General features: G+C 70.3%; 21 protein-coding genes and 1 pseudogene. 12 read left to right on the top strand and 10 right to left on the bottom strand.

Features of this window, described 5'->3' with window-relative positions; translation table 11 throughout:
• Positions 1-31: 31 nt before the first annotated feature.
• From ACQEXA_RS16340 to modA, 6 genes are all read right to left on the bottom strand, one after another.
• Positions 32-682 (bottom strand): phosphatase PAP2 family protein, encoded by a 651-nt coding sequence (locus ACQEXA_RS16340; RefSeq protein WP_432933860.1) that lies wholly within the window; start codon positions 680-682, stop codon positions 32-34.
• A complete protein-coding gene (locus ACQEXA_RS16335; protein WP_432939633.1) occupies positions 679-1362 on the bottom strand; it encodes a DedA family protein in 684 nt (227 codons plus the stop codon). The genes ACQEXA_RS16340 and ACQEXA_RS16335 overlap by 4 nt, the downstream gene beginning before the upstream one ends.
• 157 nt (positions 1363-1519) lie before the next feature.
• Positions 1520-1939 carry a TOBE domain-containing protein gene (locus ACQEXA_RS16330; protein ID WP_432933862.1) on the bottom strand — a complete coding sequence of 140 codons (420 nt, stop codon included), beginning with the start codon at positions 1937-1939 and terminating at the stop codon, positions 1520-1522.
• A gap of 93 nt (positions 1940-2032) precedes the next feature.
• Positions 2033-3124: an ABC transporter ATP-binding protein gene (locus ACQEXA_RS16325; RefSeq protein ID WP_432933864.1), complete on the bottom strand. Its 1092-nt coding sequence runs from the start codon at positions 3122-3124 to the stop codon at positions 2033-2035.
• Positions 3121-3972, bottom strand: a complete 852-nt coding sequence (gene modB, locus ACQEXA_RS16320; protein WP_432933866.1) for a molybdate ABC transporter permease subunit — start codon at positions 3970-3972, stop codon at positions 3121-3123. Before modB ends, ACQEXA_RS16325 begins: the two co-directional genes overlap by 4 nt.
• Positions 3969-4811: a molybdate ABC transporter substrate-binding protein gene (modA, locus tag ACQEXA_RS16315; protein WP_433130435.1), complete on the bottom strand. Its 843-nt coding sequence runs from the start codon at positions 4809-4811 to the stop codon at positions 3969-3971. Before modA ends, modB begins: the two co-directional genes overlap by 4 nt.
• Positions 4812-5002: 191 nt before the next feature.
• Between modA and ACQEXA_RS16310 the strand changes: the two genes are divergently transcribed.
• Positions 5003-5485 carry a molybdopterin-dependent oxidoreductase gene (locus ACQEXA_RS16310; protein WP_432933870.1) on the top strand — a complete coding sequence of 161 codons (483 nt, stop codon included), beginning with the start codon at positions 5003-5005 and terminating at the stop codon, positions 5483-5485.
• 20 nt (positions 5486-5505) lie between these two features.
• Here the strand turns inward: ACQEXA_RS16310 and ACQEXA_RS16305 are convergent, their stop codons facing one another.
• Both ACQEXA_RS16305 and ACQEXA_RS16300 read right to left on the bottom strand, forming a co-directional pair.
• Positions 5506-5904, bottom strand: a complete 399-nt coding sequence (locus tag ACQEXA_RS16305) for a TOBE domain-containing protein (RefSeq protein ID WP_359394209.1) — start codon at positions 5902-5904, stop codon at positions 5506-5508.
• 57 nt (positions 5905-5961) lie between these two features.
• Positions 5962-6564 carry a hypothetical protein gene (locus ACQEXA_RS16300; RefSeq protein ID WP_432933872.1) on the bottom strand — a complete coding sequence of 201 codons (603 nt, stop codon included), beginning with the start codon at positions 6562-6564 and terminating at the stop codon, positions 5962-5964.
• Between the two features lie 86 nt (positions 6565-6650).
• Here ACQEXA_RS16300 and ACQEXA_RS16295 point away from each other — a divergent pair, with 86 nt between their 5' ends.
• Positions 6651-7409: a YcnI family protein gene (locus ACQEXA_RS16295; protein WP_432933874.1), complete on the top strand. Its 759-nt coding sequence runs from the start codon at positions 6651-6653 to the stop codon at positions 7407-7409.
• Between the two features lie 194 nt (positions 7410-7603).
• Here ACQEXA_RS16295 and ACQEXA_RS16290 read toward each other — a convergent pair whose 3' ends face one another.
• Positions 7604-9325 (bottom strand): hypothetical protein, encoded by a 1722-nt coding sequence (locus ACQEXA_RS16290; protein WP_433130433.1) that lies wholly within the window; start codon positions 9323-9325, stop codon positions 7604-7606.
• 243 nt (positions 9326-9568) lie between these two features.
• Here ACQEXA_RS16290 and ACQEXA_RS16285 point away from each other — a divergent pair, with 243 nt between their 5' ends.
• The 6 genes and pseudogenes from ACQEXA_RS16285 (at position 9569) to ACQEXA_RS16260 (ending at position 13946) form a co-directional block, all read left to right on the top strand.
• Positions 9569-9955 carry a cell division protein SepF gene (locus ACQEXA_RS16285; protein WP_432933878.1) on the top strand — a complete coding sequence of 129 codons (387 nt, stop codon included), beginning with the start codon at positions 9569-9571 and terminating at the stop codon, positions 9953-9955.
• Positions 9956-10075: 120 nt separating this feature from the next.
• The gene (locus ACQEXA_RS16280; RefSeq protein ID WP_432933880.1) at positions 10076-11245 is read left to right on the top strand and encodes an ATP-binding protein; all 1170 of its coding nucleotides are present in this window, start codon (positions 10076-10078) and stop codon (positions 11243-11245) included.
• Entirely contained in the window at positions 11242-11595 is a 354-nt protein-coding gene (locus ACQEXA_RS16275) for a nucleotide pyrophosphohydrolase (protein WP_359394220.1), read from the top strand. Before ACQEXA_RS16280 ends, ACQEXA_RS16275 begins: the two co-directional genes overlap by 4 nt.
• 213 nt (positions 11596-11808) lie before the next feature.
• Entirely contained in the window at positions 11809-12285 is a 477-nt protein-coding gene (locus ACQEXA_RS16270; protein ID WP_432933882.1) for a DUF6099 family protein, read from the top strand.
• Positions 12286-12730: 445 nt separating this feature from the next.
• Positions 12731-12838, top strand: a pseudogene (locus ACQEXA_RS16265) (LLM class F420-dependent oxidoreductase); the annotation flags it as partial.
• A 64-nt stretch (positions 12839-12902) separates the two neighbouring features.
• The gene (locus ACQEXA_RS16260) at positions 12903-13946 is read left to right on the top strand and encodes a recombinase family protein (RefSeq protein ID WP_433130431.1); all 1044 of its coding nucleotides are present in this window, start codon (positions 12903-12905) and stop codon (positions 13944-13946) included.
• Here the strand turns inward: ACQEXA_RS16260 and ACQEXA_RS16255 are convergent.
• Positions 13857-14891, bottom strand: a complete 1035-nt coding sequence (locus ACQEXA_RS16255) for an IS630 family transposase (RefSeq protein WP_432923211.1) — start codon at positions 14889-14891, stop codon at positions 13857-13859. The genes ACQEXA_RS16260 and ACQEXA_RS16255 overlap by 90 nt on opposite strands.
• 184 nt (positions 14892-15075) lie before the next feature.
• Between ACQEXA_RS16255 and ACQEXA_RS16250 the strand changes: the two genes are divergently transcribed.
• The 4 genes from ACQEXA_RS16250 to ACQEXA_RS16235 all read left to right on the top strand — a co-directional run bounded on the left by ACQEXA_RS16250 (position 15076) and on the right by ACQEXA_RS16235 (position 18470).
• Positions 15076-15804, top strand: coding sequence for a hypothetical protein (locus ACQEXA_RS16250; RefSeq protein ID WP_432933886.1), 729 nt, complete (start codon positions 15076-15078; stop codon positions 15802-15804).
• A gap of 248 nt (positions 15805-16052) precedes the next feature.
• A complete protein-coding gene (locus ACQEXA_RS16245; protein WP_432933888.1) occupies positions 16053-16238 on the top strand; it encodes a hypothetical protein in 186 nt (61 codons plus the stop codon).
• Between the two features lie 319 nt (positions 16239-16557).
• Entirely contained in the window at positions 16558-17211 is a 654-nt protein-coding gene (locus tag ACQEXA_RS16240) for a response regulator transcription factor (protein WP_361005458.1), read from the top strand.
• Positions 17202-18470 (top strand): sensor histidine kinase, encoded by a 1269-nt coding sequence (locus tag ACQEXA_RS16235; RefSeq protein WP_432933890.1) that lies wholly within the window; start codon positions 17202-17204, stop codon positions 18468-18470. Before ACQEXA_RS16240 ends, ACQEXA_RS16235 begins: the two co-directional genes overlap by 10 nt.
• Positions 18471-18475 lie beyond the last annotated feature (5 nt).

Genomic DNA, 18475 nt, shown 5'->3' with positions numbered 1-18475 from the left:
GCGGGGTTTCGCGGGTGCCGGCCCGGGCCGGTCAGGTGGGAGTGGCCACCCGGTCCGAGGCGGGGTCCTCCGCGGCCGCGGACGCCGAGAGGAGCGGACGCAGCCGGGTGGTCGCCAGACGGCGGGCCAGGGCATCGGGGTGACGGGTCAACGGGATCATCACGACCGATGCGACGAGGGCTCCCACGACGAACCCGGCTATCACGTCGTGCGGATAGTGCACACCGACCCACACCCGGGACACGCCCATCGCGCCGGAGGCGAGCAGCGCCGTGCAGCCGATGGGGCGGGAGACGAAGTACAGCGCGACCGCGGCCGCCGCGGCTATCGCCATGTGGTTGCTGGGGAACGACCAGTCGCCCGGGGCCGGGCACGCCTCGAGCGTGACCACACGCAGGCTCTGGCACGGGCGGTCCTCGCGGACGACCAGTTTCAGCGCGTCGTTCAGCGCATAGGCGAGGACGACCACGAACGGGACCGCGAGGGCGACCACCGCGGCCCCGGAGCCGGTGCGGCGTGCCCGCCACCAGCCGGCGAGCATCAGTACGGCGAACAGGCCGAGCCCGTAGGTCGACCAGGCGGAGATCAGGGCGTCGAGCCAGGAGGGCGCGCGGTGGGCGAGGCCCACCACGTCGGTGTAGGCCGAGCCGTCCACCCACGTTCCGTCGAAGGCTTCCGTCATCCGCGGACACCCTCCTTCGCGGCCCGGCGGGAGCGCAGCAGCTCCAGGGCGAGCGGGATCAGCGAGACCACGACGATCACCGCGATCATCGGCAGCAGGTACTTGTCGACATTCGGCACCGAGGAACCGAGGGCGTATCCGGCGAGGGTGAGGCCGAGGGACCACAGGAGGCCGCCGACCACCTGCCAGAGGGTGAAGGTCCGCGCGGGCACGTGCAGTGCGCCGGCCATCGGGTTGAGCACCGTGCGCACCACGGGGACGAAGCGGGCCAGGACGATCGCCTTCGCGTGCCCGTAGCGGTCGAGGAGCTCCTCGGCGCGCTGTGCGCCCTCCTTCAGCCGGGCCGAGCGGCTGCGGGCGAGGAGCGTGCCGCCCGCCTTGCGCCCGATCAGATAGCCGCACTGGGATCCGGCGATCGCGCCGACGGCCGCGGCGACCAGCAGCAGGGGCAGCGACAGCTTCACTCCGTGCTGACCCGAGCCCGTGCAGAGCAGGCCCGCCGTGAACAGCAGGGAGTCGCCGGGCAGGAAGAAGCCGATGAGCAGGCCCGTCTCGGCGAACATCACCACGCCGACGCCCAGCACGCCGAAGGCGGCGAGCAGGGACTGGGCGTCCAGCACGTTCACCGCGAGCTGGGCTCCCAGTGACAGGGGTGTGGCCATCGTCGCGTGCCCTTCCATGGGGGAGGCCGGGCGCGGCACGGCGCCACCCAGCATGACTACAATCTTGTAGACCGTCTACTTAACTGTAGACGATAGTGCGGTGGCGAACGTTCCCGTGATCGGCGATTCGGGTGAACGCCGCCGCGTCGCAGCAGATGACCAGGGCGGCGAGGGCTCAGGCCGTCGCCAGCGCGACCTCGGTCGACTTGATCAGGACGACGACCGGGGAGCCGGGGGCCAGGGCGAGGTCCTCCACCGCGAGCCGCGTGATCACGGCCGTCAGCGCACCGCCCGCGACCGTGACCCTCACCGATGCCATGGCCTCGCCCGTGGTCAGACGCTCGACGGTACCGGGGAGCTGGTTGCGGATGGAGATGCCCTCCACGGCGGCGGTCGCGAGCGCGACCTCCGTGGACTTGACCAGGGCGTACACGGAGGCCCCCGGGGCGAGGTTCAGTTCGTCGACGGCCTCGATGGTGACCGCGGCGGTCACGTCCTGACCTCCCGTCAATCTGACCTTGACGATCGCCATGACCTCGCCCGGAGTGACGGCCGTCACGGTCCCGGGGATCTGGTTGCGGATGCTCAGGTTCATGGGTGCGCCTCGCGGTACGTGGGGGAATGTCAGCGTCCGTACCTATGCTGAGCCCACGGCGGCCGGATCGGCGGGCCGCACCGGCGCGGCGTGTCAGGCCGGATACGCGTGCGTCTGCGCCGCCTTGACGGCTGCCCAGACCGGGGCGCCCGGCTGGAGGCCGAGTTCGGCCGCGGCGACGGCAGTCAGGTCCGCGGCCAGGGACAGCTCACCGGTGAGGTCGGCGCGGATCTGGTCGCCGTGCGTCTCCAGGCCGGCCACCTCGCACCGCCACAGATTGCGGGCGCTGGTGCCGCTCGGCCGGTCCCGGTACAGGGTCACGGCACTCGGCGGAAAGGCCACGAAGACCGGTCCGGACAGATCCTCCGTGGTCGTGATCGCGGGGCCGGCGTCGAGCCGCACAGTGTGCCCCTTGGCCGTGCCCCGGTACAGATTGAGTCCCACGAGCCGGGCGATGTAGTCCGTGCGCGGACGGCGGGCGATCTCCGAGGGCGTGCCGGCCTGGACGACCCGGCCGTGCTCCACGACCACCAGCCGGTCGGCGAGCACCATCGCGTCCAGCGGGTCGTGTGTGACGAGCACCGCCACCGCCTCGAACTCGGCGAGATGGCGCCGCAGTCCGGCCCGCACCTCCAGCCGGGTGCGGGCGTCCAGCGCGGCGAGCGGCTCGTCCAGGAGCAGCAGCCGGGGCTGAGTGGCGAGGGCGCGGGCGAGCGCCACCCGCTGGGCCTGGCCGCCGGACAGCCGCCGCGGCTTGGCACCGGCGTGGTCGGCGAGACCCATGCGCCCCAGCCATGCGGCGGCGATCGCGCGAGCCTCCGCCTTGGACGCGCCCTGGCAGCGAGGACCGAAGGCCACGTTGTCCAGGGCGGTCAGATGCGGGAAGAGCAGGTAGTCCTGGAAGACGACTCCCACGGGACGCGACTCGGTCGGCGTACGGTCCAGTGCGGCGCCGTCGAGCCGCAGATGGCCGCCGGAGAGCGGGACGAGTCCGGCCAGCGCCCGCAGGGCGGTGGTCTTCCCTGCGCCGTTGGGCCCGAGGAGCGCCACCACCTCGCCGGGCGCCACGGTCAGCGCCACGTCGAGCCGGAAGGTGCCGCGCTCGACGACGACCCGCGCGTCGAGCCCCTCGTCGCGTGCGCCGGCCGGGGTGCTGCCGGTCGCCGCCTGTCCGGTCTGGGTCATGACGCGGTCATCCAGCGGTCCCGCAACCCCGCAAGGACCGCGATCGACACGGCCAGCAGCACCAGGCTCAGGGCGATGGCCGCCGCCGGGTCGTTCTGCAGGGCCAGGTAGACGGCCAGCGGCATCGTCTGCGTACGGCCCGGGAAGTTGCCCGCGAAGGTGATGGTCGCCCCGAACTCACCGAGCGCCCGCGCCCACGCCAGTACGGAACCGGCCGCGATGCCCGGCGCGATCAGCGGCAGCGTGACCCGGCGGAACGCGGTGAAGCGGGAGGCGCCGAGTGTCGTGGCGGCCTCCTCGTAGCGAGGATCGGCGGCCCGCAGTGTGCCCTCCACGCTGATGACGAGGAACGGCATCGCCACGAACGCCTCCGCCACCACCACCCCTGCCGTGGTGAACGGCAGCGTGATCCCGAACCACGCGTCCAGCCATCGCCCGACCACTCCGTTGCGCCCGAGCGCCAGCAGCAGGGCCACACCGCCCACCACCGGGGGCAGCACGAGCGGCAGCGTCACGAGCGCCCGTACGACACCCCGTCCCGGAAAGGTGGTACGGGCCAACAGCCAGGCCAGCGGCACGCCCAGCACCAGACTCACCCCGGTGGCGGCGGTGGCGCTCACCAGGGACAACTGCAGGGCCTGCCACACCTGTGTGCTGGTCAGCTGGTCGGGCAGAGTGCGCCACGGGGCCCGTACGAGCAGGGCGATCAGCGGCAGCAGCAGGAACGCCAGGCCGACCAGCGCGGGCAGCAGCAGCGGCAGTGGAACTCCCGGGCGGCGGACACGCCCGCGCCGCGGCACGCCCACCAGCGTGTCGGCCGCGGCGCCGGACGTGTCGAGCCGGGTCACGGCTGGAGGAACCCGGCCTCGGTCAGGACCTTGCGGCCCTCGGCGGACTGCACCAGAGCGATGAACGCCTTGGCCGCCTCGGCGTTGGGCGCGTCCTTGAGCTGGACGATCGGATAGTCGTTGACGGCCTTGGCCGACTCGGGGAACTCCACGCCCTGCACCTTGTCACCCGCTGCCTTCACATCGGTCTTGTAGACGACCGCGGCGTCTGCTTCCTTCAACTCCACCTTCGTCAGGGCGCTCTTGACGTCCTGTTCGTACGACACCGGCGTGAGTTTCAGGTTGCTCGCCTCCAGCGCCTTCTGCGCGGCCGCACCGCACGGCACTGTCTTGTCGCACAGTACGACCTTGAGGCCGGACTTGGTGAGGTCCTTCAGGGAGGCGACCTTGTCCGGGTTGCCGGGCAGGGTGGCGATCTCCAGCTGGTTGCGCACGAAGGTGGCGGGCGTGCCGGCCGCGTCGTTCTTGTCCGTGACGATGGCCATGGTCTTGGGGCTGGCCGCGGCGAAGACGTCGGCGGGGGCGCCGCTGGTGATGCTCGCGGCGAGGGTGTCACTGCCGCCGAAGTTGAAGGACACCTTCGTGCCGGGGTGCTGCTTCTCGAACTCCTGGCCGAGGGTCGTGAAGCTCTCCTTGAGGGAGGCGGCGGCGAAGACGGTGACGGTGCCGGACAGCTTCGCGGCCGAGGACCCCGTGGACGCCGTGGACGCCGAGGAGTCGGACTTGGGGGAGGAACTCGAGTCGGACGAGGACGAGCAGGCGCTCAGGGCCAGCAGCGCGGCGGCCGCCACGCCGGTCACCTGCAGCAGACGGCGACTGCGGCGCGCGGAACGGGTCATCACGGGTCCACTCCCCCTTTTCGGTTGGGAGGGACCCCTTGGACCCCTCCGATACGCCGATCATAATGACGCAGATGCCATCCGGAAGTCATCTATTGCATCGCATCAGCAGGGTGATCGGCCTCCGGAGCCGGTATGTGCGTTTGTACGGTGTCGCCGCCCGGGTACTGACATCCGGGAGGTGGTGACCTGTGGGCCAGACCCTGACGGAACCGGTCGCCGACGCCGCGGTGCCGGCGGAGCTCAGCCTTACCGGTGACCTCGCGCGTCCCGCCCGGCTGACCGTGCCCGATCTGCTGGCCATGCCGCAGCGCGAGAAGCGGGTCAGTTTCGAGTGCGCCACCAGCGGCGTACAGCACCACTGCTTCAGGGGTCCGCTGCTGTACGACGTGCTCTCGGCCGCGGGTCCCGTGTTCGATCCCGCCCGGCGCAAGGACCGGCTGCGCTTCCTGATCCTCGTCACGGGCGCGGACGGCCACTACGTCCTGCTGTCCTGGGCGGAGATCGACCCGGACTTCGGGCGTGCGCCCGTCCTCCTCGCGGCAAGCATCGACGACACCCTGCTCGACCGGTCCGGACCCCAGCTCGTGCTGCCGCAGGACCGCTGCGGCGCGCGCTATGTCAGCGGCATCAACGCGATAAGGGTGGACGGCCGTTACGGCCCAGGGGCCTGAGAGCGGTTGGCACCCGCTCGTCAGGTCCTGTCGATATGTACGTTCGTCGACTTCACCCGGGCGGTGGCCTCCATCCCGACCTCCAGGCCGAGTTCCTCCACGGCCTCCCGGGTCAGCAGTGAGACCAGGCGGTGCGGTCCGGCTTGGATCTCCACCTGGGCGGCCACGTCGCCGAGTTTCACGGCGGTGACGATGCCGGGGAACGCGTTGCGGGCCGAGGTGTACGAGGGGGCGTCCTCCTCGCCGGTGCCGCCGCGCGCCAGCTCCACCGAGAACGCGGCCAGGTCCTTGCCGTCGATGACCCGCCGCCCGCTCTCGTCGCGCCGGGTCGCCACCCGGCCCGCGTCCGCCCACCGTCGCGCGGTGTCCGGGCTGACTCCCAGCAGACGGGCGGCCTGGCCGATTGTGTAGGACTGCATGGGCGTCACGATAGGTGCCCGGCGCCGCCCCGCCCGAACGCGGCCCGGAGGCGCGCCTCACACGCCTTGTCCTGGCAAAGCGACATGATCGCCGATCTCCGCGTGGGAGGATCCCACGCAATGACAGTGTCCTGGACGGTGCGGAGCGTGCGCGCGGCGGTGTTCGCCGTCGTCTGCGTGCTGCTCGCCGCAGGGGGACACACCCTGGCCACCGGCTCCGCTCCACCGGTGTGGGCGGACGCGGCGGGATTCCTTCCCGTGTTCGCCGGCGGTGTGGCGTTCGCCGGAAGGGAGCGCTCGCTCCTCGGCATCGGTCTCGCGATGCTGTTCGTACAGGGCGGACTCCATCTCGGCTTCGACGCGGCGGGCCGGCCGGCCACGCCGATGGACATGCCGGGCATGCCCCACGGCATGCACATGGCCGGCCAGCCGCACGCGATGACCTCTCACGCCGTCGCCGCTCACCTGGCCGCCGCTCTGGTCTGCTCCTGGTGCCTGCGGCGCGGCGAGGCCGCCCTCTATTCGCTGCTGCGCAAAGCCGTCGCCTTCGTCCCGGGCCTCGCCGCCTGGTGGCGTACGGTGCCGCTGCCCCAGTACGCCGGGCCGCCCCGCTCCCGCGGCCCGCTGCGCCGCCCGCTCCGGCAGGTGCTGCTGCGGCACGCCCTGTCCCGGCGTGGCCCGCCCCTGGGATCCCCGTACCGAATCTGCCCCCCCAAATCGAGCACGAGTACGGAGCTTCCCTACACATGTCCCCGATGCGTACCACTTTGCGCCGCGCCGCCACCGTCGGCGCCCTCACCGCCGCCGGTGTCCTCGCCGCGGCGGGCGCGGCCTTCGCGCACGTCACCGTCCACCCGGAGAGCTACGCCAAGGGAGCCACGGACGGTGTGCTCACCTTCCGGGTCCCCAACGAGGAGGACACCGCCGCGACCACCAAGGTGCAGGTCTTCCTGCCCACCGACCACCCGGTCCTCGGTGTGCTGGTCTCCCCGCAGGACGGCTGGACCGCTCAGGTGACCACCACCAAGCTCAAGACGCCGGTCAAGACGGACGACGGCACCATCACCGACGCCGTCTCCGAGATCACCTGGACCGGCGGCCGCATCCGGCACGGCCAGTACCAGGACTTCGACGTCGCCTTCGGTCAGCTCCCGGACGACACGGACCAGCTGACCTTCAAGACGCTGCAGACCTACTCCGACGGAAACGTCGTCCGCTGGATCGAGAAGACTCAGAAGGGCGCGGACGAGCCGGAGAACCCTGCGCCGGTCCTCCAGTTGACCGCCAAGGGCGCGGCGGAGGGCAACGATTCGGCGGCGGCTTCCGCCTCCACCGCCACGGGGGCGGCGGACAAGCCGGGCGACTCCACCGCCAAGGCCGCCGCCACCAGTGACTCCACCGCCCGGGGCCTCGGTATCGCGGGCCTGGTCGTGGGCGTACTCGGCCTGGCCGCCGCGGGCTTCGCGGTCGCCCGCGGCCGTACGCGCCCGTCCTCGTCCGAATGACGGGTCCCGTCCCGCGGGCGGTCGACCACCGCTCGCGGGACGGGTGGTCCACCGGCCCTGGCCTCCGCCCGGGCGGAGGCCAGGGCCGACTCTCCACGCTGGTTCACGAAGGCCGAGCAGGGGGTGCGCCGTGCGCTACCGGCCAGCCGGCTCGGTGGTGCGAGAGCCGTCGCGCCCCGTGACGTGACAGGCGGTTACTTCGGGGGAGCCTGACGGCGGTCCAGACGGATGTCCTGGCTCGACAGCGTCATGGGCGACGCGGAGAAGGCGCGCAGCCTGATCCGGGTGCCGTCCTTGGGCAGATCGAAGCGGCCGCCGGGTGCCTCGAGCCGGTAGGTGGCCGTCCCGTGACCGGCGACGGACGAGGGGCCGCCGAGCACCTTCCACCAGCGGCTCATGCCCTGGCCCGTGGTCAGCGTGAAATGCGGTTGGACGGCCGCGTCGCCGGTGTTGGTCACACGGACCGTGAGGGTCTTGACGGACGTGGGCGTCCGGGAGGCGGCGGTGGCCTGCATGTGCAGCGGCGGCCTTCCGGTCGCCCCCAGCATGACGGCGATGAGGGCCGGAACGAGTACGGCCGCGGCCAGCACGGCCCGGGCCTGCCGCCGCCCGGACAGCAGCCGGGGCTGCCAGGCGGTGGTGAACACGCTGGACGGCACGGTGACGGCGGCCGCCAGCCACAGCGGGGTCATCAGCAGGTAGTAGCCGTCCTGAGAGCGGGTCGCCAGGAAGAACGCGCACCAGGGCAGGACGGTCGCGGCCGGCCCCAGACGGCGCACGAACAGCACGAACAGGGCCAGCAGACCCGCGAGCATCAGCATGCTCGCGTGGGAGTACCAGGCCAGGCGGTCGCTGCCGTCGGTGAAGTAGAGGGAGATGTCGACCAGACCCTGGCCGTGGATCACCGCACCCTGGGTGATCGGCAGCGCGATGCCTTCGAGCCACGTATGCGGTTCGCTCACGATGAAGTACGCGTTGATCAGCAGCCAGGTACCGGCGGCTATGCCGACGATCCGTGCCACCGCCACGGCCGCCGCGCGTGCCCCCAGTTCACCGCGCCTGAGCGCGTAGATACCGGCGAGCAGGAACGGTGTGAGGAACCATGGCAGTTGCTGGCTGGCGCAGGCCGCGCCCAGACAGGCGGCCCGTGCCCAGTCGGCGGCGCCGCCCGCGCCCATCCGCGTCCAGCGCACCACCACGGGGATGAGGAAGGCCATGGCGACGACCGCCGGGTAGCCGAGCCGGGCGTACATGGGGAGCATGCCGAAGCCCAGGCACACCATGGTGGCCGCCGAGCGCCAGGGGGTCGGCAGCATCTTCCACATGACGATCGTGCCGAGGACGAGCGCGGTGTTGGTGACCAGGGTCTCCGCGAGCGCCCCGTGGCCGATCCACAGCAGCGGCGCGGTCAGCAGCATGGTCACCGGCGGATAGCCGTACGTGTAGTCGTAGCCGCCGGTCATCGTCTGGGTGTAGGCGATGCCGTGACCGAACAGCCAGGGCCAGGGCTGTCCGTACGCAGGGTGGCCGTGGAGCAGCTCACGGGCGGCCTGCGTGGTGAGTATCGACTCGTCGCTGAAGTTGTGGGCGACACTGACCGTGCAGTAGGCGAGAGTGACCGCCGTCACCAGGACGACCAGGTCGAGACGCGCCAGCGACCTGCTGCGCCGGACCACCACGGTCAGGATTCCGGTGACCAGGATCGACGCGTAGCACAGCGAGATGACCCCGGCCACCACCGGTCTGTGACTGGCGGCGGCGGCCCACACACTGCGTGTCCCGATGAGCAGACTGATGTTCGCCAGCAGCGTCAGAACGCGATGCCACTGTGCGGGAGTCTGGTCCGGATCGTCCTGCGCTGCGAAGGGGCGCGTCCAGCGGCCGATTGTCGCCGGCCTCACTTCTGCCAACTGCACCCCCGGAACCTAACGGGACCTCGTGAATGTCGAGCGCTCGGAGGTGAAGACTCCGGTGTGAGGGCGGTAAGAACTGGTCGTAACCGGGCACCGGGAGCCGGCCGCCCTGGCAGACGGGCGCCAGGAGCGGCGACGTGACCGCGGAAGATATCGCGGTCCGTGTCGCTGTTGGGCCGAAAGGGTGAGCGTGGTTAAGAATTGACCGGTGCAGACGATGAGTGCGAGCCAGTGCGGGGAGGGCCGGTGAACAGCCGCGATGTCACCGACGAACAGTGGGAAGGGCTCGCCCAGGTCGTTCCGTTGCGCGGCCGGGACGCCTGGCCGTCCGCCGTCGGCCACCGTTCGATACCGGAGGCCGTGACCGAGGCGCGCCGGCGCTTCGTGGTCCTGCGGGTCAACGTCTTCGCGGACGCCCGCGAGGTCGCCGAGACGCTGATGACGGGCGTGCCCGTGCTGCTCGACCTCACCGGCGCGGAGAACGACGTCGCCAAACGGGTGCTGGACTTCAGCACGGGTGTCGTCTTCGGTCTCTCCAGCGGGATGCATCGCGTCGACCGCAATGTGTTCCTGCTGACCCCACCGGGGACCGAGGTGCGAGGTCTGATGGAGGGGGCCGGAGTCACCCGCTGAGACCGGTGGGCGTCCGTGCAGCACGGTTCGTCGCCGCGCGGCCCGGACGGTCGCCCGATCGTGGGAAGGGTACGAGGGCGGAACGGTTCGCCCCGGCGCCGCGGGCCTACCGTCCCGGACATGACCGCGTCCCCTGCGTTGTCCCCGCCCGAGCCGGACACTGCCCCGAGTCCCCGTCCGGACCGGCCCTGCGTCACCGAGCTGCGGCTGTCCGCGTTCGCCGGGCATCGCCGGGCCGTCTTCGCGCTGGCGCCGCTGACCCTGTTCACCGGGCCGAGCGGCTCGGGCAAGTCGCGGGCGCTGCAGGCGTACGAGGCGCTGGCGCGGCTCGGGGGCGGAGCGGAGCTGGCGGAGGCGTTCCCCGACCCGGTGACGTGCGTGCCCGAGCGGGCGCGGCCCGACGGCGAGCGGCGGCGCGGGTTCCGCATCGGCTGCACGACCGCCGGCCCGGAGGGACCCGTGCGGCTCGACGTCGCGATCCAGGCCGAGCCCGAACTGCGCATCGTCAGTGAGCGGTTGACCGCCGACGGCCTGGTTCTGCTGGAGTCGGCGCTGCGCGACCCGGGCCGCCGGGCGGTGCAGGCCGCCTGGCACACCGCGGGGTCCGCCCCGGTGACCCGCGGGCCGCTCCCCGACGACCGCCTCGGCACCGCCCTGCTGCCGCTGCGCGTGGCGGGCAAGACGGACGGCCAGCGCCGGGTGCTCGCCGCGGCCGAGCAGATGGTGGTCGCCCTGCGGTCGGTCTTCGCCTGTGATCCGAGCCCCGGCTCGATGCGCGCCCCCGTGCCCCTGGGCGCGGGCCGGCTGCTGCCGGGCTGCGGCAACCTCGCCGAAGTGCTGCTGCGCACCCGCGCCGAGTGCGGCCGACGGCACGCGCTGCTGGCCGCGGCGGTCGGAGCCGGGTGTGCGGGGCGGGTCGTGGACCTGCTGGCCGAGCCGCTCGACGACGGTACGGTCCGGGCGCTGCTCGACCGCGGCGACGGACTGCGCACCCCGCTGAAGCTGCTGGGCGACGGCGAGCTGCGGTATGTGGCGCTGGCCCTGGTCCTCCTCACCGGTCCCGGCGTCCTGGAGGTCGACCCGGTGGGCGAGGTACCGGCGGCGCTGCAGACCCTCACGGTGCTGGCCGACGGCCTCGACCGCTGTATGGACCGGCGGCAGACGCGTGAACTGCTCGGACTGGCGGCCCGGATGTGCGAGCGGGGTCACATCAGGCTGGTGGGCGCGGTGGGTGAGGCGTCCTGGGCGGCGGGGGTGGACGGGGCGACGGTGGTAGACCTGAGCGCGTGACAGAAGAACCCGGGCGGCGCAGGGACCTGGACGTCGCGTGGCTGCAGCGGCGGCTCGCGGACTTCGCCGCGACACGCGACTGGCAGCCCTACCACACACCGAAGAACCTGGTGTCCGCACTCAGCGTCGAGGCGTCCGAACTGGTCGAGATCTTCCAGTGGTTGACGCCCGAGGAGTCGGCCCGGGTGATGGACGACCCGGACACCGCCCATCGGGTGACCGACGAGATCGCGGACGTGCTCGCCTATCTGCTCCAGTTGTGCGAGGTGCTCGGCGTCGACGCGCTCGCGGCGCTGGACGCGAAGATCGACCGCAACGAGAAGAGGTTCCCGGCACCCGGAGCCGAGTGAGGCGGAACCACCCTGCGGAGGACGCCGGGGCACCGCGTGGACCGGTGGAGCCGCTGTCACTCTCCGGAGTCATGGACTTGTTCTCCCCTCCTCCGTTGTCCACAGATTTCGGACTCCCTCTGGCCTTTCCTCTCCTGACCCTTCACGCTGGGTAGTGAACAACGGAGTTCGGGCAGACGTGCGGGAGTGCGTCGCGACAGACGGGGGCAGCGCATGGACGCGGTGCGGCTCATCGTGACGAGCAGGCGTGCCCTTTCGGGGAGCGAGGGCGGGCCGAGAGTCATGACCGAGGCGTGGCAGGCGTACGCCCTGGCGCAAGCGATCGGCAGTCGGCTGGCGGTCTCGGGACCGCCCGAACTGCGCGGCGAGGCACTGGGGTTGACGGAGTTGGCGGGCAGGGGGTGCGGTGTCCTGGACACACCCTCCATCGACGTGGCCGACCTGCGGGCCGCCCAGCTCACGGAGCTGGGCGACGCACGCAGTGCCCTCCTTGACCTCGGCACCCTCCTCGTGGAACTGGGCATGGCCCTTGTCGCGGCCGCGAGCGCCGCGGCGGACGAGGGCACGTACTGGCAGTGCATGGAGGCCATCGACGCCGCGGACGAGTCCAGGGACCGGGTCAGAGAGATGCTGCGAAGACTGGCGGCAAGGGACGGGGAGGTACGGGAGCGGGACAGAGCGGCGGGCTGAGCGCACACTCATTCCACCTGGTCCGGAGGGCAACAGCCGGTCCGGGCCGGACGGGTGCTGTACGTGCTGGGCGGGGGCGGGGCGGGGTGGACGCACTGCTCAGATGTCGGGGCGGGGACGGCGTGCTGCTCGAACGTTCGGTGCGGCGTCGTATGCGCCGTGTTCGGGCCTCCGGCGCTCCCTTGTGCGGAGGGGCGGCATGACGCCTTCTCAGCCGAGGACCGGCCCGGGCTGACGCGGCCACGCCAGCCGACCGGCGGCCGGCACCCCGTACCGGCGGCCGGATTCGCGGTCCGGTCCCCGTCGTGGGACACCGCCGCGATGGGCCGGAAGTGGTGCGCTTCACCCGGTCGCCCGATGGGCGGATTTTTCACCCGACCGGAGTCGGGTGGGGCGCTCGGGACCCGTGGGGCCGAATGTTCTCCGGGAGGTGCAGGAAGGAAACATGGATCTTCGCATCTTCACGGAGCCCAAGCAGGGGGCGACCTACGACACCCTCCTCTCCGTCGCCAAGGCCACCGAAGACATGGGTTTCGACGCCTTCTTTAGATCCGGTACCGTATCTACCCATGTAGCTAGTCGCCCTGGGGGACAGGGATCAGGACATGATCAGGGCCGTGACCTACGAGCGTCAGAGCCACAAGAGCGAGACTGACAGCCAGGCGTCACCGAAGATGCAGCGAGACAAAAGTGTCGCGTACATCAACTCACAAGACAATTGGACGCATATCGACACCGATTACTCGGACGTCGGCATCTCTGGCTACGACCCGAACGTCTACCGCCCGGGGTTCGAGCGGCTCATGGAGGACGCCCGCGCCCGCAAGTTCGACGTCGTAGTGATCTACATGCTCTCCCGCCTGACGCGCCAGGGGGCCGCGGAGGCGTTGAAGATCCAACACGAGTTGGCCAAGTACGGCGTTGCTCTCGTCTCGACGCAAGAGCCCTTCATCAATACGTCAGACGACAACCCGTTTGGCGTCGCATTCTTCGCGCTTATCGCTGGGCTCGCGCATCAGGAGTCGAAGAACAAGAGCAAGTTTATTCGCGACGCCTTCGCAGAGCTAAAAGCGAAGGGTTCACACTCGTCCGGCCCTGGCCCATACGGCTTCAAGTCCGAACCCGTCCAGGTCGACAGGCTCACTATCCGGAAACTGAGTCCCGGGGCGCGGAGCAGCGGGGATATCGGACCCGAATCCACGCCGGCCGACGTCGTGGAGTACATCATCAACGAGGCGGAGTCGGGGACGACGTCGAACGGCATCGCCTACGACCTCACGGAAATGCGCGTACCTACGCCTCTCGGCAGCCTCGACGACGAGTCGGCCAAAACGCTGCGGGAGGCCGCACAGAGCCGTCGGAAGAGCGGGACGGCCGACGGCGCTGGGTATGAGTGGTCGGCGACGGTCGTAGGGCGCATCCTCCGTGATCCGCGGCTGGCAGGCTTCGCCATCGGTCCCGTGGACCCGAAGACAAGGCGCCGCGTGATCCTCCGCGACGACGAGGGGCAGCCCGTCCAGCCGCACGAGGGCTTCATCACGCCGAAGCGTTGGTACGACCTCCAACAGCTCCTAAGCGGCTTGCCTGAAGTTCTGCGCGTAACTCTTCGGCAGCCAGGGCGAGGCCCAGGGTGCGGCGGTGGTCAGCATCTGGGTGGGTGAGCGCTGCCGGAAGAAGGCGTGGACCTGGCGCAGGCGGCCCGGCCAGGTGACGGCGGTGTTGGCAATGTGGGCCTTCAGCGCGGCCCAGATGCGCTCGACCGGGTTGTCGTGCGGGCTGTAGCGGGCGCCGAACAGCAGGCGCAGGCGGGGCTGGTCGGCCAGGTAGGCGGTCACCGCCTTCGCGTGATGAATGCTGTCGTTGTCGCAGACCACCGCGACGACCGGGGCGGCGGGGTAGGCGGCCAGCAGTAGCTGGAGGAAGGCGACGAAGGCGGCGGCATTGCGGCGGCCCAGGGTGTAGACCCAGGCGCCGGTGGCCACTTCCAGGGCCCCGAAGACGGTGGCCTGCCGGTTCTTGCCTGGGGTGGCCACCTGCTGCCGCGTCCCGCGCAGGATCCAGCTCGCCCGCACGTGCGGCAGTAGGTGCAGGTGGGTCTCGTCCTCGGCCCAGACCACCGACCCGTGGGGCAGGGCGGCGAGTTGGCGGCGCAGGGCGGCGAGGGTGCGCCTGCGCTCGGGGTCACCCCTGGCCACCAGGCGGGGCCGCCGCCAGGCCGCCTGTTCGCGAGTGTGCCGGTACACGGTGCGCAGGCTCATCTTCGGCCGGCCCAGGCGGCGCCAGATCCGGCGGATGGTCCACGGCCCGGGGCGGGTCAGCAGGCGGCGGATGCGCTCGCCCAGCCTCGGCCCGCCGAGCCGGGGCCGCCCCGCGCGGGGGCGATCGGCCAGGCCCGCCAGGCCGGCGGTGTTGTAGCGATGGATCCAGCGGCGCACCGTGGCCGGGTGGTAGCCGAGCAGCTCGCCGATCTCTCCTGCGGTCATGCCGGCCGCGGACAGCAGCACGATCACCGCGCGGGAGGCCTCTCGCCACCGGTGATGCAGCAGGTGATACAGGTGCTGGTACGCCGGACCGGGGCGGTTGGCGAACACGGATGCCGGACGCATACTGGCCTTGACCTCGCCGGTTTTGTCGTAGTTTGGTCAACCTCGATACAACACCCGGCGAGGTCTTCTCGTCATCGAGGCCATCGCGCCAGGCCGCCGCTGCCGCTCCAGATTCCGCGCAGAACTTCAGGTCATCCGCTTAGACGGGCGGAAGCCTGCCAGGAAGACGGACCGCGCAGGGGCGATGACGTTCCTAGGCTCGTGGGGCACGCTCCGCTGTGGGATGTGCACGTCGGGGATGACGATCTCCAACGCTGACGAGACGTATGTGTGCAACCTCCGTCGCAGCGTCGGCGACGCCCCGAAGCACGTCCTCCGCATTCGACGGCAGGAGGCGGACGCCATCGTCGGGGCCCGCCTGTGGTCAAAGGTGGCGTCACTGGACCCCGACGACCCGAATGACGTCGCCATCCTCGCGGCTGCCGCGGAGCGCTTCGCCGTCCAGGGGACGGATCCCGAGGCGGCTGCGGAGCTCGCGGAACAGGAGGCGCAGCTCCTCCACGTCCAGCAGAGCATGAGGACGCTGTACGCCGACCGGGACGAGGGTCTCTACGAAGGGTCCACGGGCCGTCAGGCGTTCAAGGACACCATCCGGAAGTATCAGGCGCACGAAACCCGTTGCGCCGCGCGTATCGACGAGCTGAAGGCGGCTGCCACGACGGCCACGAAGCTCCCCATTGACGAGTGGTTCGCCAACTCCGACGACGGCGATCCGTTCGTCCCGGGAGGGTTGTGGGACCGGTGGGACGTCCCCGACAAGCGCGCGTTCCTGTCCCTCTTCGTCGACTCTGTGACCGTCAAGCCGGCAACTACGAAGCGTGGGACGGCATTGGAGCGGGCGGACGGGAGGATCGAGATCGAGTGGGCGACGCCAGGAGAGGCCGAAGAGGATAACGACTCGGTAACAGCTTGAGGTGCGTTCGCGGGCGGCTGCGGAGCTCCTGGCGTCCCCGGCACCCTTCCGTCGCCCATCTCGTCGACGTCGAGCGGCGTCCACGTCGCCCACAGACTCCTGTGGACGACTCCAGAACGTGAGCGTAGTGACCCATGTCGGCACTGAGTGTAGCCAGTTGAGCCAGTCTGCGTGAGGTCTGTCGGAGGACGCTTCCAAGATCGCTACCGCGTCACATGCGCCCAATAACAGTAGTAGAGGGGGAGGACGTGACCCGCTATCTCCGCCTGATCCCGCTGCCTGAGGGGCACCCGACCAGCCACCTGCGCGACGTCCTCATCGCCAGCCTCGGCGAGCTGGCCGCGGCCACGTCCTCCGAGACGTCCTGCGGGATGGTGAAGCCCTGCTCGGGGTACTCCATCACCCGCTGCAGCGCCCCCGCCATCAGTCGATGACCAGCTTCGCGTCCCCGATCCCCTCCGCATACTGCGCGAGCCCCCGGCTCCGACGAGCACACCACGTCCAGCTCGGGCCACACCTTCTGGAACCGGCCTACCATCCGTACAGCCAGTATCGATGAGATTGATCTTGGTGCTGCCGCTCCGTATCCGAGCGTCGAGCGCCACCCCCCTCAGTGGCGGGGCGCGAAACGCTCGCCGGGGGCGAGGACCGTCCAGCCACACCGGGAGTGGAAGCCGTTACGGATCTCGAGGACTACCAGGGCGCTGACCAGGGAGAATGGAGAACTCTCGCTGGAGTACCTAGGGTCAGCCTGTGGCTTTTATTATGGTGTGCGAAGATGATGCAGCAGTCCGCGACGTCCTCAAGCGCGCACTCGAGCACGACGGCCATACGATCGCAGTCGCTTCTACGGCGGACAGCCTGATGCGGCACCTTGAGCCGGTCCCTCACCTGATCGTCCTGGATCTAGGGCTCCCGGACGCTGATGGCCGCGATGTCTGCTTGGCGCTGCGGGCACGTGGCGTTGATGCCCCGGTGCTGATGCTCACCGCTCTGGATGGCATGCATCACAAGGTGGGTGGCTTCGAGGCGGGAGCCGACGACTACATGACGAAACCGTTCGACGTCCCGGAGTTGCTGGTGAGGGTCCGCGCCCTGCTACGCAGAACAACCGCGACGACCCCACCGAGGGGCGTCGTTCTTGATCCGGCGAAACATGTCGTGATCTACGGTTCGACAAGCGAGAGCCTGACGCCGACCGAGTTTCGGTTGTTGGGCAGGCTTATCGCTTCGCGGGGTGACGCTGTACGCCGCCACGTCCTCGTTGCTGCCGGTTGGCCGCATGGCGCGCAGGTCAGCGACAACACCCTTGACTCCTACGTTCGCCGACTACGGACCAAACTCGGTGCGCTGGGTGTGGCCGATCACCTGGCGACGGTCCGTGGGGTGGGCTACCGATGGGAGTGACGGGCTTCCGCGGGAGGGTGGTCGCGCTTGCGGTTCTGATCGCGACAGCTGTGGTCGCAGTGCTGGTGGTGGTCTCGCACGTGTTGCTGAGCCAGGTGACCGACGCCGACGCGAACGCTTTGGCGCATACGCGTGCAGAGGCAATGGCGGCGAACGTAACCACACGCAGTGGCCACGTCGTGCTGATCGAGAGCGGCAACGAAGCCCTGGACACGGTCTCGTGGCTGTATGCCGATGGGCACCTCATTGACGGGATCGTGCCGGGCAGCGTCCTTGACCGCGTCGAGGCGCTTGCCGACTCCGGGCAGTCCCAAACCACCACGGTCGGCAGTTACCTTCTGTATGCCCAGCCGATCCGGCTCGAGGGCCACCGCGTCGTGGCGGTCGTGAGGGTGGATCTGACGCCGTACGAGACGTCGGAGCAGCGCAGCCTGGCGATGTCGCTCATGTTGGGTGGCATCTCGATCCTGCTCGCAGGCGTCGTCGCATACGTCGTGGTGGGTCGTGCGTTGCGGGTGGTTCACGAAATGGCCGCTCTTGCCGACGACTGGGGCGATCACGAGCCCGGGCGCCGATTCAACCTTGGCGTTCCTCGCGATGAATTCGGGGAGCTCGGGCGAACTCTCGATCGCCTACTTGACCGCGTGGACAACACGCTCGCGGACGAGCGCCGGCTCACCGATGAGATCGCCCACGAGTTGCGGACGCCCCTGACGGTCCTGCGAGGCGAGGCACAGTTGGCGCAACTCTCCGGTCACCGTGTGGCACCGGAGTCTGTTCTGACCGAGGTCGATCGCCTGAACACGGCGATCACGACGATTCTGAGTGCTGCCCGGACACGGATCGATGGCGATACCCGCTGCGATCTCAGGGCGGCGGCGCGACAGGCGATCGCTGGTCGCTCCATCGAACTCGCCATCCCAACCAACGTCGACGTCGCCGTGGCAACCGAACTCGTCGTGGCTGTGTTGTCACCCCTGCTGGAGAACGGCCTGCAGCATGCGAGTTCGCGCGTTTGGGTCACAGCGCGCATCCAGCCCCAAGGGGTCGTGATCGATGTCCTCGACGATGGCCCGGGGTTCGATCCGGCAGAGGTTGACCGGGTCTTCGAAGCGGGGGTGACCAGTGGCGACGGGCACGGGTTGGGGCTGGCCGTGGTAAGGCGTCTCGCCGCGTCCGCGGGAGTGGCGGTCCGTGCGATCGCGGATGGCCACGGTCGCGTCGAGGTGACCTTCCCCACGCCACAGGCGGCTGCGTAGTCAGG

Origin of the sequence: Streptomyces sp. CA-106110, from assembly GCF_050936285.1 — a bacterium.
GTDB lineage: Bacteria > Actinomycetota > Actinomycetes > Streptomycetales > Streptomycetaceae > Streptomyces.
Note: the sequence above shows the minus strand (reverse complement) of the source record. Positions and strands in the feature narration are given on the sequence as shown.